16 protein-coding genes and 1 riboswitch are annotated in these 15,686 nt (G+C 40.7%); of the genes, 5 read left to right on the plus strand and 11 right to left on the minus strand.

The features are described 5' to 3' along the window. Positions 1-88: 88 nt before the first annotated feature. Positions 89-268, minus strand: a complete 180-nt coding sequence (locus tag R2R28_RS14735) for a hypothetical protein (RefSeq protein WP_316826447.1) — start codon at positions 266-268, stop codon at positions 89-91. A 390-nt stretch (positions 269-658) separates the two neighbouring features. On the opposite strand from R2R28_RS14735, the gene R2R28_RS14740 reads away from it, so the two are divergent. Continuing rightward, positions 659-1,720, plus strand: a complete 1,062-nt coding sequence (locus tag R2R28_RS14740; protein WP_316826448.1) for a hypothetical protein — start codon at positions 659-661, stop codon at positions 1,718-1,720. Between the two features lie 297 nt (positions 1,721-2,017). Next, positions 2,018-2,140 (plus strand): hypothetical protein, encoded by a 123-nt coding sequence (locus tag R2R28_RS14745; RefSeq protein ID WP_316826449.1) that lies wholly within the window; start codon positions 2,018-2,020, stop codon positions 2,138-2,140. A 547-nt stretch (positions 2,141-2,687) separates the two neighbouring features. Here the strand turns inward: R2R28_RS14745 and R2R28_RS14750 are convergent. The 7 genes from R2R28_RS14750 to thiS all read right to left on the minus strand — a co-directional run bounded on the left by R2R28_RS14750 (position 2,688) and on the right by thiS (position 9,045). After that, positions 2,688-3,716, minus strand: a complete 1,029-nt coding sequence (locus tag R2R28_RS14750) for a HesA/MoeB/ThiF family protein (protein ID WP_316826450.1) — start codon at positions 3,714-3,716, stop codon at positions 2,688-2,690. Continuing rightward, the gene (gene thiH, locus R2R28_RS14755) at positions 3,710-4,834 is read right to left on the minus strand and encodes a 2-iminoacetate synthase ThiH (RefSeq protein WP_316826451.1); all 1,125 of its coding nucleotides are present in this window, start codon (positions 4,832-4,834) and stop codon (positions 3,710-3,712) included. The genes R2R28_RS14750 and thiH overlap by 7 nt, the downstream gene beginning before the upstream one ends. Next, on the minus strand, positions 4,821-5,591 hold the full coding sequence (locus R2R28_RS14760) for a thiazole synthase (RefSeq protein ID WP_316826452.1): 771 nt from the start codon (positions 5,589-5,591) through the stop codon (positions 4,821-4,823). Before R2R28_RS14760 ends, thiH begins: the two co-directional genes overlap by 14 nt. Before the next feature lie 11 nt (positions 5,592-5,602). Continuing rightward, on the minus strand, positions 5,603-6,238 hold the full coding sequence (locus R2R28_RS14765) for a thiamine phosphate synthase (protein WP_316826453.1): 636 nt from the start codon (positions 6,236-6,238) through the stop codon (positions 5,603-5,605). Then, complete coding sequence (locus tag R2R28_RS14770; RefSeq protein ID WP_316826454.1) at positions 6,235-6,849, minus strand: thiamine phosphate synthase; 615 nt, start codon at positions 6,847-6,849, stop codon at positions 6,235-6,237. The genes R2R28_RS14765 and R2R28_RS14770 overlap by 4 nt, the downstream gene beginning before the upstream one ends. Before the next feature lie 6 nt (positions 6,850-6,855). Next, entirely contained in the window at positions 6,856-8,739 is a 1,884-nt protein-coding gene (gene thiC, locus R2R28_RS14775) for a phosphomethylpyrimidine synthase ThiC (protein WP_316826455.1), read from the minus strand. A gap of 102 nt (positions 8,740-8,841) precedes the next feature. Next, the gene (gene thiS, locus R2R28_RS14780) at positions 8,842-9,045 is read right to left on the minus strand and encodes a sulfur carrier protein ThiS (protein ID WP_316826456.1); all 204 of its coding nucleotides are present in this window, start codon (positions 9,043-9,045) and stop codon (positions 8,842-8,844) included. 64 nt (positions 9,046-9,109) lie between these two features. Further along, positions 9,110-9,198, minus strand: a riboswitch (TPP riboswitch). Positions 9,199-9,590: 392 nt separating this feature from the next. Between thiS and abc-f the strand changes: the two genes are divergently transcribed. Together abc-f and R2R28_RS14790 are read left to right on the plus strand one after the other, a co-directional pair. Continuing rightward, positions 9,591-11,180: a ribosomal protection-like ABC-F family protein gene (gene abc-f / locus R2R28_RS14785; protein WP_316826457.1), complete on the plus strand. Its 1,590-nt coding sequence runs from the start codon at positions 9,591-9,593 to the stop codon at positions 11,178-11,180. A 46-nt stretch (positions 11,181-11,226) separates the two neighbouring features. After that, positions 11,227-12,528 carry a leucine-rich repeat-containing protein kinase family protein gene (locus R2R28_RS14790; protein WP_316826458.1) on the plus strand — a complete coding sequence of 434 codons (1,302 nt, stop codon included), beginning with the start codon at positions 11,227-11,229 and terminating at the stop codon, positions 12,526-12,528. 144 nt (positions 12,529-12,672) lie between these two features. On the opposite strand, the gene R2R28_RS14795 is transcribed toward R2R28_RS14790, so the two are convergent. Further along, positions 12,673-13,410, minus strand: a complete 738-nt coding sequence (locus tag R2R28_RS14795) for a DUF1349 domain-containing protein (RefSeq protein ID WP_316826459.1) — start codon at positions 13,408-13,410, stop codon at positions 12,673-12,675. A 109-nt stretch (positions 13,411-13,519) separates the two neighbouring features. Here R2R28_RS14795 and R2R28_RS14800 point away from each other — a divergent pair, with 109 nt between their 5' ends. Then, positions 13,520-14,086: a Crp/Fnr family transcriptional regulator gene (locus tag R2R28_RS14800; protein ID WP_316826460.1), complete on the plus strand. Its 567-nt coding sequence runs from the start codon at positions 13,520-13,522 to the stop codon at positions 14,084-14,086. A gap of 385 nt (positions 14,087-14,471) precedes the next feature. On the opposite strand, the gene R2R28_RS14805 is transcribed toward R2R28_RS14800, so the two are convergent. After that, positions 14,472-14,897 carry a VOC family protein gene (locus R2R28_RS14805; protein WP_316826461.1) on the minus strand — a complete coding sequence of 142 codons (426 nt, stop codon included), beginning with the start codon at positions 14,895-14,897 and terminating at the stop codon, positions 14,472-14,474. A 241-nt stretch (positions 14,898-15,138) separates the two neighbouring features. After that, positions 15,139-15,594, minus strand: coding sequence for a DoxX family protein (locus R2R28_RS14810; RefSeq protein ID WP_316826462.1), 456 nt, complete (start codon positions 15,592-15,594; stop codon positions 15,139-15,141). Positions 15,595-15,686 lie beyond the last annotated feature (92 nt).

Below are 15,686 nucleotides of genomic sequence, written 5' to 3' on the forward strand. Positions count from 1 at the left end.
ATTATTCTATTCAGCTTGAACTACTGACATCATAAAAGCTCAAAAAGAAAAAGGGCGACAATAATGCCGCCCTTTAATCTATTACTTACTAGTCAATTTTTGGAGGAGGTAAGTGTCCGTTATCTCCACCTGTATCGTCACCCCCAGGCTCATTACCTGGATCACCAGGGGTGTTACCGTTTGTACTTACTTCTGTACCGCCGCCGTGGGTACAATTACTATTTGTATTTGTAGGTGTTACCAATCCTAATAGGATAGCGATAAACATTGGAATAAACATGATTCAAAAATTTAAAAAGTGATGTACACGTAGTTCCCCACGCCCCATGCGTGGGGGTTGCTACAAACTGTAAATCAGAAGGCCTTCTGAAATTTTTGGGAAGTGGTGAGTGTCTGTCGCGGGAGCTAGTAACTGCTTCCCAAACCGGCAAATAACAACCGCGATTTCTACTCGTTTTTAACATTTAGTTCTTGCTAGGATTATCGTTTGAATCGTTGCTTGAATTAATTGTTGGGACAAATATTCAAGCTTCAAATCGCTAGTTTTCAGATAATTCCAAAGATTCTAAAGAATTCTTTTTAAATTCCAAAGAATTCCGGAAACCCGTAAGGATTCCAGAAATTCCATTTTTACTTTTACGCTTAAATTTTTAAAAAAATGCTCGAAGATTATCAAGACATAGTATTGGCTGCCTATAAAAAGATGAAGGATGGCGGGAAGTTGCATGCAATTTTGCCAAAAGAGACAACTACCAAATTAAGAAGCGCATGTTTAAAGGTTTACAAAAGTAGGCACGATCCAAAGGACCAGGATATACTTGCAACTTTTTTTGATGTAGATAGAATGGTTTGCGATATCCAAAAAAAATTAAACGAATCTGAGCCTGATGATTTTAGACCTCTTTGGAACCATATTACTGGTGGAACAGTTACAACTGAGGAGAGAAATACCGATCTTCTAGCATGGTTAATAGATTTGGAACCTAGACCAAGTAGTTCTTATTATTTGAGTGCTGATAAAACAATTAAAATCGGGGGCATACCTATAGATGATCTTTTATCCCCTCCAAAACCTGAGCCACCAAAACCTGAGCCACCAAAGCCACCTGAAAGATTTTACAAGCCCCGCTTCTCACCACGCTATATTACCATTTCCTGCATCATTTTACTCTTCATTAGCACCACTACTTTTGTTGTATGGGAACGTCACATTAAAATGATTAAAATGCCCGCATCAGGAGAGAAATTTATGTATTGGGATGGCGATCATTATGAGCCGGTTAAAGATGATAAACAAAATATTGGGGGGCCAATAATTCCGTTAAATGTTCAAACTTTAACACAGCAAAGAAAAATTAATTTACCTGATACGCTAACGAGTTATTCAATTGGGAAAGTATGGTATAAAGGTCGCGGAAAGGGTCATGAGTTTTTTACCGATAGCGGTGCGTATCCTTTAGATACACAAAGAGTCCTGTTACCACTTTCGAGTACTATTTTAACAAAGTACACTTCCAATTACAGATATATGCTTACCCGGTTAGTATGGTTTTTATGTGCTGCCTTTTTTATTGGTCTTTGTGGTTATGGAGTAAGTACAGTGAAGAAAGTTGATGAATCGAAAGGAGAGAAGAATCCGGAAATACAGGTATCACCAGAAACGTCTCATGAAATGAATGATACTACTTTAGCGCCTGAGGAATACAGTTTATCATCCTGAGGAATAATTTATTGTATAAAATCGATATTACTCACAGAGAAGTTTTTGAACCTAACTCCCCCTAACCCGTCATTTCGACCGGAGTGCAACGAAGTGGAGAAATCTGCTGCTGACAACTCCATTCAAGATAGATTTCTCTCCCGAATATTCGGGATTATGCTTCAGTCGAAATAACGTATAGGGTTTTATGGGCAAAAAAACATGATTATTATCGGAGATTTATACAAACGTCATTATAAACGGAGTACAGCAAAGTCGAGAACCACCTAAGTACTCTGCGAAGCAAAACCTATCTAGATGGATCTCTCCATTCCACTGCGTTTCAGTCCAGATGACGAAACTTTTATTGGCGTCTGTTATGGTGGCGTACTAGAAGGAGCTATGGAAAATGAATTTAACCGCCTAGCCTTGGGCGATTAACATCAGGCACAAAGCATCTCTGTATTCTCTGTGCCTTTTCTCTGTACTCTCGGTGGTAAAAAATGCAAGGAGTTCAAAAGTCGGAGGACCGGGGTCCGAAGTTAATAGCGCAAAAAAGCCACCCAGCTTTGCGTTCTTTTGCGCCTACGCTCTGTGAACTTTGCGGTTAAACGATCAAGGATATTTCACCATTTAGACAAGCACTACGTCAGAAGCATCTCAATGTTCTCCGTGCCCTTCTCTCTGTAATCTCTGTGGTTAAAAATGCAAGGAGTCCGAAAGTCGGAAGACCGGGGTCCGAAGTTAATAGCGCAAAAAAGCCATCCAGCTTTGTGTTCTTTTGCACCTACTCTCTGCGAACTTTGCGGTTAAACGATCAAGGATATTTCACCATTTAGACAAGCACTATGTCAGAAGCATCTCAATGTTCTCCGTGCCCTTCTCTCTGTAATCTCTGTGGTTAAAAATTCATATGTATTGAGCATCCTACACAATTAACCGGTTAACCAATTTAAACAGTTAACCCAATCAACAAATGACTAATGAACTAACGAACCAACCCTCCTTTTAAACTATACACTTCCCCTTCATAAAGCCCTTCCAACAGCTGCACCGCCATTTTGCTCCGTTGCCCGCTTTGGCAATAAAACACCAGTTTTTTATGCTTTGGTAGTGTTTCAAGTGAAGAGGTTAATTCATATAAGGATATATTTACCCCACCAATATTGTTTTCCTCGTGTTCATAATCTTCTCGTACATCGATCAGGAAAATTTCATCAGTGGATTCAGAAAGCCATTGATCTAAAGTAGCCTTATCAATTTCATTTGTACTTATTTCATTTTTAACACTTTGCGGTTGTTTTTCTGGTGTAATTCTGAATACAAACATCGTGTTATTCAATGCATCGATCGTCATTAATTTACCAGCTAAAGTTTCGCCGATACTGCAGATTAATTTAATGGCTTCGTTGGCCATGTATAAACCGATAATTCCGGGTAGAATGCCAATTACACCACCTTCTGCACAATTAATACTTTCGGTTGGTGGTTGCGGATAAAGATCCCGATAATTTGGCCCTCCATGATGATTAAATACCGCAACCTGACCTTCAAACTGTAAAATAGAGCCAAAAACCAGGGTTTTACCTAAACTTACGCAGGTATCGTTCACCAGGTAACGGGTAGTAAAATTATCCGAACAATCGATTACCAGATCATAAGGCTGGCAGATAGCTAAGGCGTTATCAGCCATAAAACGTGCTTGGTAAGCGGTGAAACCTACATGCGGATTAAGAAATTTTAGTTTAGTTGCAGCAGTTTTTGCTTTCGATAAACCGATATCGGTATGGTTATATAAAATTTGCCTGTGTAAATTGCTCAATTCTACCACATCATCATCTACAATTCCGATTGTTCCGACGCCAGCCGCGGCCAGGTATTGCAATACCGGACAGCCCAAGCCGCCGGCACCAATAACCAATACCCTGGTGGTTTTCAGCTTTTCCTGTCCGCCGGGGCCCATTTCAGGCAAAATCATCTGCCGGTTGTAACGGCTGAGTTCTTCTTTTATTAACATGATTTACTGATCAAACTCATATCCCAATCTTTCCAAATCGGTTCGTAACCTTGTTTTCTAATCATCGCAGCAATTTCCTGTGCCGAACGTTCATCCGATATTTCGAACTGCTCTAACGATTGTGGTTCTACTTCATAACCGCCCGGATTGGTTTTCGAACCGGCACTAATGGCGGTGATCCCCAATTTAATTACCTGATTTCTGAATGCCTGTGTTTCGCGGGTAGAAATAGACAATTCTACTTCGCTGTTAAATAAACGGTAGGCACAAATCAACTGTACCAATTCTTTATCGTTCATTACCACTTTGGGTTCTAAACCACCACTAAAAGGACGCAACCGTGGAAAGGAGATGCTGAACTTACTCTGCCAATATTGTTTTTCGAGATAAGATAGGTGCAGGGCTGTAAAAAATGAATCGGTACGCCAGTCTTCTAAGCCAATCAGCACACCAAGTCCCATTTTATGGATTCCGGCTTGCCCCAAGCGGTCAGGAGTTTCTAAACGGTATAAAAAGTTCGATTTTTTCCCTTTGGGATGGTGTTTGCGGTAATCGTCCTGGTGGTAAGTTTCCTGATAAACCAATACGGTATTTAAACCATGTGGAATCAGTGTTTCGTAATCAGCGACATCTAAAGGCTGCACTTCTATCGAAATATGGGCAAAATGCGGACTAATCAGATCCAATACTTTTTTAAAATAATCGGTGTGTACCGTTTGGTTGGCTTCGCCTGTGACCAATAATACATGATCGTAGCCCATACCCTTAATTACGGCCACTTCCTGCATAATTTCCATTGGGTTAAGCGTTCTCCGCCGTACCTTATTATCGTAACTGAATCCGCAATAAGTACAGATGTTATTACACTCATTGGAAAGGTAAAGCGGGATGTACATCTGAATTACCCGCCCAAAACGGTCTAAGGTTAAACGTTGACTGATCTGCGCCATATCTTCTAGGTACGGCAGGGCTGCCGGAGAAATCAATGCTTTGAAATCCTCCAGATTCCGCTGTGGATTGCTCAAAGCCCGCTCTACATCAGCAGTTGTTTTATCGTAAATACTGGCTTTGGTATCGTCCCAATTATAGGATTCGAATACCTCGTTAAAACTCTTCATCTAAAAATGCAGTTAGTGGACTGCTTGCCGCAGCATAGTGTTGTTGAGCGCCTAATTTAGATTCGAAAGCCATTCTACCAGCTTCTACCGCCAACTTAAAGGCAATAGCCATATTGGCTGGATCTTTTGCAATAGCAATAGCCGTGTTTACCAAAACAGCATCTGCACCTATTTCCATCGCTTTTGCGGCATCAGAAGGCGCACCAATGCCAGCATCTACAATTACCGGCACCCTGCTCTGGCTAATGATAATCTCTAAAAAATCGATCGTTCTTAATCCTTTATTACTACCAATTGGAGCGCCTAATGGCATTACCGCAGCGGTACCCACATCCTCTAAACGTTTACATAACACCGGATCGGCATGGATATAAGGCAGCACCACAAAACCGAGTTTAACCAGTTCTTCGGTGGCTTTTAATGTTTCAATCGGATCGGGCATCAGGTATTTGGGATCGGGATGGATTTCCAGTTTGATCCAGTTGGTTTCTAAGGCTTCTCGTGCCATTTGAGCTGCAAAAACAGCTTCTTTGGCATTGCGTACACCCGAAGTGTTGGGCAATAAATTAATGTGCGGATATTTAAGGTGCTGGAGAATATCATCATCTTTTCCTTTTAAATCAACACGTTTAAGGGCTACGGTAACAAGCTCAGAGGCGGAAGCAATTAAGGCGCTTTCCATTTCTTTTGCCGAACTGAATTTTCCGGTTCCGGTAAAAAGGCGGGAGCTAAAGGTTTGATCTGCTATGGTTAACATATCTGTAATTTTTAAATCGAATGAATACTGAATTTGCTGTTAATCTGTTCGAGAACGGCAGCAGTTTGTGTTTGGTTGGTGAGCGCAGCTGATATGGCAATTCCGAAAATTCCGGTTTGGAGTATAGCCGGAATATCTTCCGTTTCAATGCCGCCAATGGCAATAATCGGGGTATTAATTCCGGCATCTTTTACTTTTTCCATTAAGCGGCTATAACCTTCTAAACCTACAATCGGACTCAGATTTTCTTTTGTCCGGGTAAACCTGAAAGGTCCTAAACCTATATAATCGGCACCTTCTGCTACCCTTTGCCTGATATGCTCGAAAGTATTGGCTGTACCCCCAATAATTTGATGTTTGCCTATGATTTTTCTGGCTTCGGCAATCGGCATATCCTGAAGGCCTAAATGCACGCCATAACTATTTACGGCTTTTGCCAGGTGCGGATAATCGTTTATAATCAGTTTGGCACCATAACTCTCGCATAAGGCCTGCGCGGCTTTCGCAAAAGGCAGGATTTCGGCTTCGGCCTGGTTTTTTATGCGGAGCTGGATCCATTTTCCGCCAGCCTTGAGCACCTGTTCAATGGCATCTATATGGGTGCCTGTTTTAGGTGCTTGCGAGATATATTGTAAGGGCTGAATCATGTGTGTATGGTTAAATTTTGAGCATAAGCGAGGCATTTTTCCTGTGCTTTTTTAAAAGTAATTAGTGCTTGCGAAAGATCGTTCCAGATGCTACCCAGTAACGCAACGCCATCGAAGTTCATCTGTTTTACCTGATCGATTTCATTTAAACCGATGCCACCAAGGGCAATGATTTTCGTTTTTACATGTTGTTTTTCCAAACGGAAATCAGGCTGGATTACCCCCTGATAATCCGGTTTGGAAAAGCTGTTAAACACCGGGCTAAAAAAGCTATAATGGTATTGCAAAATGTGATCTATATCGGATAATTGATGGATGGAGGTGCTGCATATCTTGTTTTTAGGATAATCTTTCTCTATACTATTTTTCCTGAAACGCTCTGTATGGTGAATCCGCTGAATATCGTAATCGCTGGCAAGCGAATGGAAATGATGTAAAGCAATCCGTGGGTGATATTCGGATGAAATGCCTTCAATGATTTTCCGGTAAGCTGCCTCGTCAGTATTTTCTTTACGCAGGTGAAAAACCTGTAAACCGGCTTCGAAAAGCTGATTTACCAGATCATTTTCTTCCTTAAAAACAATGGGTTTGGCAATTACGATCAGGTCCATAGTAATTTAAGAATAAATTTCGCTTCCTTTTTCAGTAAACTCTTTCGATTTTTCCTGCATGCCTTTAGCCAGAGCATCTTCTGCTTCTACACCTTGTTTCGCGGCATACTCACGTACATCCTGGGTAATTTTCATCGAGCAGAAGTTTGGACCACACATTGAACAGAAATGGGCGATTTTTGCACCCTCAGCAGGTAAAGTTTCATCATGGAATTCTTTTGCCGTATCCGGATCAAGTGATAAATTAAACTGATCTTCCCACCTAAACTCAAACCTGGCCTTACTCAAAGCATTATCCCGGTATTGTGCTCCAGGGTGACCTTTAGCCAGATCGGCGGCATGGGCAGCAATTTTATAGGTAATTACACCATCCTTAACATCTTTTTTGTTTGGTAAACCTAAATGTTCCTTCGGGGTAACATAACACAGCATCGCCGTTCCGAACCAACCAATCATAGCTGCACCAATGGCCGAGGTAATGTGATCATAACCCGGCGCAATATCAGTAGTCAGGGGGCCTAAAGTATAAAAAGGAGCTTCTGAGCAATGTTCGAGCTGCTTCTCCATATTGGCTTTGATCAGGTGCATCGGCACATGCCCGGGCCCTTCAATAATGGTCTGCACATCGTGTTTCCATGCAATTTTGGTCAGTTCGCCAAGGGTTTCGAGTTCCGAAAACTGTGCTGCATCGTTAGCATCGGCGATACAGCCTGGCCTTAAACCATCGCCTAAAGAGAAAGCCACATCATAAGCTTTCATGATCTCACAAATTTCTTCAAAATGGGTGTAAAGGAAGTTTTCTTTATGATGGGCCAAACACCATTTAGCCATAATTGATCCGCCACGAGAAACAATGCCGGTGATTCTTTTTGCGGTTAAAGGCACATAACGGAGCAATACGCCCGCATGGATGGTAAAATAATCAACCCCTTGTTCAGCTTGTTCGATTAAAGTATCACGAAAGATTTCCCAGGTGAGGTCTTCAGCTTTTCCATTTACTTTTTCAAGGGCCTGGTAAATCGGAACGGTACCAATTGGCACAGGCGAATTGCGGATAATCCATTCACGGGTTTCGTGGATATTTTTCCCTGTAGAAAGGTCCATAATGGTATCGGCACCCCAACGGCAGGCCCAAACGGCTTTTTCTACTTCCTCTTCGATAGTAGAAGTAACTGCGGAATTACCAATATTGGCATTGATTTTTACCAGGAAATTACGCCCAATAATCATCGGTTCAAGCTCGGGGTGGTTAATATTACATGGAATTACCGCACGGCCGGCAGCAACTTCTTCCCGTACAAATTCTGGCGTGATGTAGCCTTTTGGGGTATTGGCACCAAAACTATTGCCATGGTGCTGGTGGTTCATTACCTCATGCTGGTTGCCCAATTGTGCATTCAGCAATTCAATTTGCTGGTTTTCCCTAATGGCGATATATTCCATTTCGGCGGTAATAATGCCTTTTTTGGCATAATGCATTTGTGATACATTGGCTCCCGGCTGGGCTTTGTAAGGTTTATTGGTATAATTAAAACGCAAAGCATCAAGTTTATCATCGGCCAGGCGTTGTTGCCCATAAGCAGAAGATAACTGATCAAGCTGCGTAACATCCTGCCTGTCTTTAATCCATTGTTCCCTTAATCTCGGAATTCCTTTTCTTACATCAATAACCGCATTGGGATCGGTATAAGGCCCACTGGTATCGTAAACCGTTACTGGTGGATTAGGTTCGGTAAGGCCAAAACCATTGTGGATTTTCGTTTCCGTTAAACTGATTTCGCGCATGGCCACCTGTATATTGTGGATTTTGCCGGGTACAAATATTTTGCGTGAAGCCGGAAACGGACTGCGACTGATGACTTCCTGGTTAGGTGTTTTTTCTTGTTTCATATTGGTAGTTCAATTATTGAATGATTGAATTTTGAATAATGGAGATCAGAGAAGGATTGAATGAATTATAACATCGCGCATCAATCATTCTCTCATTCAACATTATCCGCCTTGAGTGGCTTTTATGAGTATGATCTGATCGCCCGGATGCAACGCATGTGTAGGCCAGGCGGATTTGGAAATGATGGTTTGATTAACGGCTATGGCAAGGCCATTCGTTTCGGTGGAGATTACAGTAGCGAGCATCTGCTCAATGGAACAGGCTTCGTTGAGCAGATAGTTTTGATTGTTTATAGTTACTTCCATAATTTAAAAAAATTGGAAAAACTATAGAGATTGCCCCAAATAGAGGTCGAAAAGACAGCAATATAACATTGCTTTCACTTTTCCCTTCGGCAGTACTAACTGCATCAGGTTCAAAGGGTATTTCTCAGCACGTAGGCACCCCTAAAGTTTTTTGTAAATATATAGGATTAAATTTCTATTGCAAATAAAAATTAATATAGATAAAATCTATAGCTTGCCATTAGTGGTATTGTTGTCATTCTGAACGGAGTGAAGAATCTTTCGCCAATGAAACACAGAACCAAAAATCGTGTAATAAAGATCCTTCGTTGCACTCAGGATGACAGACTGAAGGGATGAACGATTAATTCTTCATTCCGCAGACTGCCGACTTCGGACTAAAGACTATGGACTAACCAACCACCTTTCGCAAAACACAAAACTTTCTTACCTTTGCACCATCATCAAAAGCACCCGATAAATGTAAGATTCATTTCTTTTCAAAAATAGATAACTAAGCCAGGCAACAACGCTTGTGCAATTATTTACCAATAAGAAAGAAATTTATGCTTAATATACAAGGAGCAACCTATATCCATCCTAATGGAGATTTACTGTTTTCAGATTTAAATCTCACCATAAACAAACACGAAAAAGTTGCACTCATTGGTCACAATGGAGCAGGAAAATCGACACTTTTAAAAATTTTGGCAGACAAACTCAAGCCAACTGCCGGACATGTTAAAACAGCATCAACACCTTATTACGTGCCACAGCTTTTCGGTCAGTTTAATGATTTTACCGTTGCACAGGCATTGAAAATTGAGGCTAAACTAAAAGCGCTGAACGAAATCCTCAATGGGGAGGTAACGAATGAAAATTTGACTATCCTAAATGATGACTGGGCCATTGAAGAACATTGCCAGGAAGCTTTAAGCTATTGGCGCTTGGGCGGACTGGATTTAACCCAAAAAATGGGAAGTTTGAGCGGCGGACAAAAAACCAGTGTGTTTTTGGCAGGCATCGCTATACATCGGCCAGATATTGTTTTGCTGGATGAACCTACCAACCACTTGGATTTGGACGGCAGGAACAGGCTATACAACTATATCCAATCAACCAGGAACACCTTGATAGTGGTGAGTCACGACCGCACTTTATTAAACCTCATTGAAAAAGTTTGCGAACTAAGTCTGCGGGGAATAAACGTATATGGTGGTAATTACGATTTCTATGCTGCGCAAAAGAAAATTGAAAGTGAAGCCTTAAACAATGACTTAAAAGCTAAAGAAAAAGCACTGCGCAAGGCTAAAGAAGTGGAACGGGAATCTTTAGAACGGCAACAAAAGCTGGATGCCCGCGGGAAAAAGAAACAGGAAAAGGCGGGATTGCCGACCATTTCGATGAATACCTTAAAAAACAATGCAGAAAAAAGCACAGCAAAAATAAAGGGTATCCACACCGAAAAACTTGATCATATTTCAACTGAACTTACCAAACTCCGTTCGGGAATGCCTGATGCGGATAAAATGAAAATAGGGTTTAATCAAGCCATGGTTCACAAAGGAAAAAGTATTGTTGAAGCCAGGGAAATCAATTTTGACTTTAATCATCAGCTGCTTTGGAAGAGCCCGGTTAGTTTCCAGTTTTTTAGCGGCGGCCGTTATGCGATAAAAGGTAAAAACGGATCAGGTAAAACAACTTTACTCAGGATTATTTTAGGAGAAATAAAGCCATTAACCGGAAGTTTACACAAAGCAGCTATTAACGCCATGTACATTGATCAGGACTATTCGTTAATTGATAACCAGCTCACGGTTTACGAGCAGGCGCAACAATACAACGCTGGCGAATTGCAGGAGCATGAAATAAAAATTCGTTTAAACCGGTTTTTGTTTGGTAAAGCAGATTGGGATAAACCCTGTGTAGCACTAAGTGGCGGCGAAAAAATGAGGTTAATCCTTTGTTCGTTAACCATCAGTAATCAATCTCCCGATCTGATTATCCTGGATGAGCCCACCAATAACCTCGATATACAAAATGTAGAGATTTTAACTAATGCCATTAATGAATACCAGGGAACACTTGTGGTGGTATCGCACGACGAATATTTTCTTGAACAGATCCAGGTAGAATATACAATCGACTTAAAATAAAACTTAGCCTTATCTTCGTTTCAAATTATTAAAATCAACAAAACCTATGCAAAGCCTGTTAGCACTACAAAGCGGCGAACTAAAAGGAGCAGTTTCGCTTAAACTTTCAGAAAACCTAACGGAATTTCCAAAAGAAATATTCGACCTGGCAGAAACACTGGAGGTGCTGGATTTATCTTTTAATAAACTCAGTTCGCTGCCTGCAGATTTTGGCCGTTTAAAAAAACTGAAAATTTTCTTCTGTTCAGAAAATCTTTTCAAGGTTTTACCCGAGGAACTGGCCGATTGCCCTTTGCTGGATATTGTTGGTTTTAAATCGAATCAGATTACAACCGTACCGGCGAAGTCGATCAACCCGAATCTGCGTTGGTTGATTTTAACGAATAACAACATTGCTGAATTACCAACGACAATCGGTTCTTGTAAACGGATGCAAAAACTCATGCTCTCGGGGAATCGTTTATCTACGCTACCCGAAGAATTGGGTAATTGCCAGAATTTAGCGTTGTTGCGGATTGCCGCGAATAAACTGCATGAACTGCCACAATGGATAATCATGATGCCTAAACTTTCGTGGATTGCATTTTCTGGCAACAATTTTAGTAAAACACCGGCCGTTGAAACACTTTCACTCATCAATTGGCACGATTTAGAAATTAACCATTTATTAGGCGAAGGTGCATCAGGTGTTATTTCTAAGGCAAACCGGACAATCGGTGATGAAACAAGTGAAGTGGCTGTTAAAATATTTAAGGGAAATGTAACCAGCGATGGTCTGCCGGAAGATGAAATGACAGCTTACATTGCAGCAGGTTATCACCCCGGCTTGGTTAACCTGATCGGACAGATTGCCTTACATCCTGAAGATAAAAAAGGCCTGGTGATGGATTTGATTCCACATCATTTTTACAACTTAGGCAATCCACCAAGTTTAGAAAGCTGCACCAGGGATGTTTTCCCGACAGATATGAAGCTTTCGGAAAAGCAAATCGTTAACATTGCTAAAACCATTGCCTCTCTGGCGGCTCAATTACACGAAGCAGGCATTATGCATGGTGATTTATATGCACACAATACTTTGATAGATGACGAAGGCAGTACCTTATTCGGTGATTTTGGTGCAGCCAGTTTCTATGATAAAACAACTACTGAAACAGCTTATGCCCTGGAGCGGATAGAGGTAAGTGCTTACGGTTATTTACTCGATGATTTACTTTCTTTAAAAGATGAAGGGCTAAGCAGGGAGGTTTACACAACGATAAGTAGACTTAAAGATGCCTGTTTGGTTTCAGCACCTATGGAGCGGCCAGGTTTTCAGGATTTGGTTGATGTATTGGAAAAGGTTTAATTACAACAGGTTGTTAGTCTGAGTCTATAGAAAAGTCGTCATTTCGATTGTTGTGCAGTCCCGAAGTTTCGGGAGAGAGATCTATCTAGGCAGATTTCTCGGTTACGTTGCACTTCGCTCGAAATGACGGCACGGGGCGTTTTATTAATTCTGTTGCTTTTTTGCCCAATCCAATCTTCGCTGATCAGGCGTAGGCGTTACCTTGAAATTTTCGAATGTGGCGTTAAAACCTTTTCCATCCGGGCAGGCCGCCACTAAACCAACCATTACAGGGGCATTATCTTTAAAATAGCAGGTGCGGAGCATCGTATATTTTTTATCATCAAGTGAATAGAAAATTTCTACTGCATCCAGTTTCCTAACTGCTTTCATCCATATAGAAGCCGGTGCCTGTGTCAGTTCCACCACACTCCAATCGCTGGTTTTATGCGTTACTACCGCACTTACATTTTGTTTCCCGTTTACAAATTCTACCCCGGCCTTAATCCATTCTTCTTCGTTAATGCGGAGCATCAATCCCATCTGATCGAAGGTGGTTACATAGTTACCGGTAATTTTTACCTTTACTTCAAACTCGCCGCCATAAGTAGCATAGTAAAAAGGTGCATCATCAACCGTAAAACCATAATGCGAAATGCGCCAGTAATCAGTTTTAGCAGGCACAAACATGCTAAAGGTGTTTTTATCCTTAATTTCCCATTTATCCGGCTCATTAAACCAATTCATTTTAGCCAGGCTCTGTGCATTTGCCCTTTGGGTAATTAAGTAGGCCAATATGGCCATTATGGCTGATAATTTAAGTTTCATTTGTGTGTTATAGGTTGGTTTTGTGTGTTTGTGTTCTGCAAACATAATGTAAGGACTAACTTTTGAAAAGGACATACATCACTATTTTAATGTGATGATTATCACGTTTATATTTGATTAAGACAAACCAACCAGGATTATAAATCTTCAATAAACAGTACATTTGTTTTGTTGTATCAGAAACATGGAAACAAATTTTTTAAGAGCGCATATCCATCAGATTGTTTGTTTAACAGATGAAGAATTTGAATATGCCGAGTCTTTTTTTACAAAGCGGAAATACAAAAAACACCAATATATTATCCAGGCAGGTGATGTAGCCAGTCAGGAACATTTTGTAGTAAAAGGCATTGTAAAATCTTCTTATACCGACCATGAGGGCAAAGAATATATTTTACAGCTGGCGATGGAAGAGTGGTGGTTTTCGGATCCGAACGCCTTTAACACCGGCATGCCTGCAACGCTGAATGTAGATTGTATTGAAGATACAGAGACGCTCTCCATCTCTTTTGAAAACAAGGAAAAACTTTGTGCCTCATCCCGGAAAATGGAATACTTTTTCAGAAAAAAATACACCACAGGCAATATGGCTTTGCAAAAACGGGTATTGGCTCTACTGAGCAATAATGCTGGTGAGCGTTATAAACAATGGCGTAACCAATACCCATCTTTACAGAAAAGGATTTCGAAAACCCTTATTGCATCTTATCTTGGTGTAACCAGGGAAACTTTGAGTAGATTGTCTCTTTAAATATTAAAATCTCCGCGTTTTTAACCGCAAAGGCCACGGAGAACACAGAGAAAGGCACGGAAAACACAGAAATACTTACCACATAGCCTCTGACTTAATGTTCTTAACTTCTTAATGGTGAAAAACCCTGATCTTTTAACCACGGAGAAAACAGAGAAAGGCACGGAGTACGCAGAGATACTTACCACATAGTCTCTGACTTAATGATCTTAACTTCTTAATGGTAAAAAACCCTGATCTTTTATAACCACGGAGAACACAGAGAAAGGCACGGAGGCCGCTAAGCTGAAAACTTTACAGGTAAATCCAGCTTAGTAAATTTCCGATGGGGAAAGGAAGCAACACACCGATATAATCCCTGTTTATGGTTAAAAAACCATTAAATTTATTTATAACTCCCGAAATTAACCATCCACTGGACACCAAATTTATCTTTAAAACTTCCGAAATAATCACCCCAGAACATATCTTCCATTGGCATTTCGATTGTACCACCGGCAGACAGCCCATTAAATAAGCGGTCGGCATCTTCACGACTTTCGGCGTTAATATTGATGTACATGTTATTGCCTTCTTTAAGCACATGCCCCATAGAAGGTACACAATCAGACGCCATTAAAATGGTATGTTCGTTAATGGGTAAAGCCACATGCATTACACGATTTTTTTCTTCCTCAGATAATTTATCAGCATCTGGCATATCGCCCATTTTTCCAAAGAAGGTAAATTCTCCACCAAAAACAGATTTATAAAAATTAAAAGCTTCTTCGGCCTTGCCATCGAAGTTTAAGTAAGGGTGCATAGTTGTCATAATCTTATTTATTTTGTTAAGACTAAGTTACAGCTACAAAAAACAACGAAATGGGTGCAGAACGGACAAATTTAAGGGTGATTCGACCATTTAAGTGTATTCACGAATCAACGCGATGTATAAACATCTACTTTACAGGTAAATAAAAATCTTTAACCTGTATTTCCCACACTTATATTGGGTCGTACACTTATTACAAGTGTGGTCTGTGAGGATACAGGCCAGGGGATAGAATCTGTGGTTATCTGTTTGTATCTGTGGTTAAAACCTTAACACCATCAACACTCCATTTATAACCCGGCAAAGTAGCCAGTAATAAACTCGAAGCACTCACTACGAAAACGGAATAATTAAAAGGTGCCCTGTAATTTGCGAAGATCAGCATCGAAAGCGCAAAAGCAAGCGTAAGTAAAAAACTACCAATAGCCGCCAGTTTAATCTTATAACCGATAATGAGCAATATGCCAAAAATCAATTCGCCGGCGGTTGCAATACCTCCCATAACGTTGGCTAAAGAACGGCTTAAATAGGGCATAAGTGAATGGGTATAATCTACAAATATTGGCCAGCTGCCCCAACCAACGGTTGGAGAGCCCGGTGTACCCAACCAGCCAAAGCGGTCCATTACAGGAAGGATAAAACCAATGCCCAAAGCGAGCCTAAGAAATAATTGGGCAAAATGTGGCGTATTTTTCATCTTGTTTAGTAGTTTATTATAATATTTATAATGAGGCAATTTAGGGCCTATCCGTTACAACTATCTTAAACTAGATTAAGAAATAAAACTAT

Origin of the sequence: Pedobacter miscanthi (assembly GCF_032678605.1) — a bacterium.
Classification (GTDB): Bacteria; Bacteroidota; Bacteroidia; order Sphingobacteriales; family Sphingobacteriaceae; genus Pedobacter; species Pedobacter miscanthi_A.

Excerpts from the sequence above, each read along its gene's own strand:
- R2R28_RS14735 (WP_316826447.1), bottom strand. The coding sequence starts at position 268 with ATGTTTATCGCTATCCTATTAGGATTGGTAACACCTACAAATACAAAT.
- R2R28_RS14740 (WP_316826448.1), top strand. The coding sequence starts at position 659 with ATGCTCGAAGATTATCAAGACATAGTATTGGCTGCCTATAAAAAGATG.
- R2R28_RS14745 (WP_316826449.1), top strand. The coding sequence starts at position 2,018 with ATGGATCTCTCCATTCCACTGCGTTTCAGTCCAGATGACGAAACTTTT.
- R2R28_RS14750 (WP_316826450.1), bottom strand. The coding sequence starts at position 3,716 with ATGTTAATAAAAGAAGAACTCAGCCGTTACAACCGGCAGATGATTTTG.
- thiH (WP_316826451.1), bottom strand. The coding sequence starts at position 4,834 with ATGAAGAGTTTTAACGAGGTATTCGAATCCTATAATTGGGACGATACC.
- R2R28_RS14760 (WP_316826452.1), bottom strand. The coding sequence starts at position 5,591 with ATGTTAACCATAGCAGATCAAACCTTTAGCTCCCGCCTTTTTACCGGA.
- R2R28_RS14765 (WP_316826453.1), bottom strand. The coding sequence starts at position 6,238 with ATGATTCAGCCCTTACAATATATCTCGCAAGCACCTAAAACAGGCACC.
- R2R28_RS14770 (WP_316826454.1), bottom strand. The coding sequence starts at position 6,849 with ATGGACCTGATCGTAATTGCCAAACCCATTGTTTTTAAGGAAGAAAAT.
- thiC (WP_316826455.1), bottom strand. The coding sequence starts at position 8,739 with ATGAAACAAGAAAAAACACCTAACCAGGAAGTCATCAGTCGCAGTCCG.
- thiS (WP_316826456.1), bottom strand. The coding sequence starts at position 9,045 with ATGGAAGTAACTATAAACAATCAAAACTATCTGCTCAACGAAGCCTGT.
- abc-f (WP_316826457.1), top strand. The coding sequence starts at position 9,591 with ATGCTTAATATACAAGGAGCAACCTATATCCATCCTAATGGAGATTTA.
- R2R28_RS14790 (WP_316826458.1), top strand. The coding sequence starts at position 11,227 with ATGCAAAGCCTGTTAGCACTACAAAGCGGCGAACTAAAAGGAGCAGTT.
- R2R28_RS14795 (WP_316826459.1), bottom strand. The coding sequence starts at position 13,410 with ATGTCCTTTTCAAAAGTTAGTCCTTACATTATGTTTGCAGAACACAAA.
- R2R28_RS14800 (WP_316826460.1), top strand. The coding sequence starts at position 13,520 with ATGGAAACAAATTTTTTAAGAGCGCATATCCATCAGATTGTTTGTTTA.
- R2R28_RS14805 (WP_316826461.1), bottom strand. The coding sequence starts at position 14,897 with ATGACAACTATGCACCCTTACTTAAACTTCGATGGCAAGGCCGAAGAA.
- R2R28_RS14810 (WP_316826462.1), bottom strand. The coding sequence starts at position 15,594 with ATGAAAAATACGCCACATTTTGCCCAATTATTTCTTAGGCTCGCTTTG.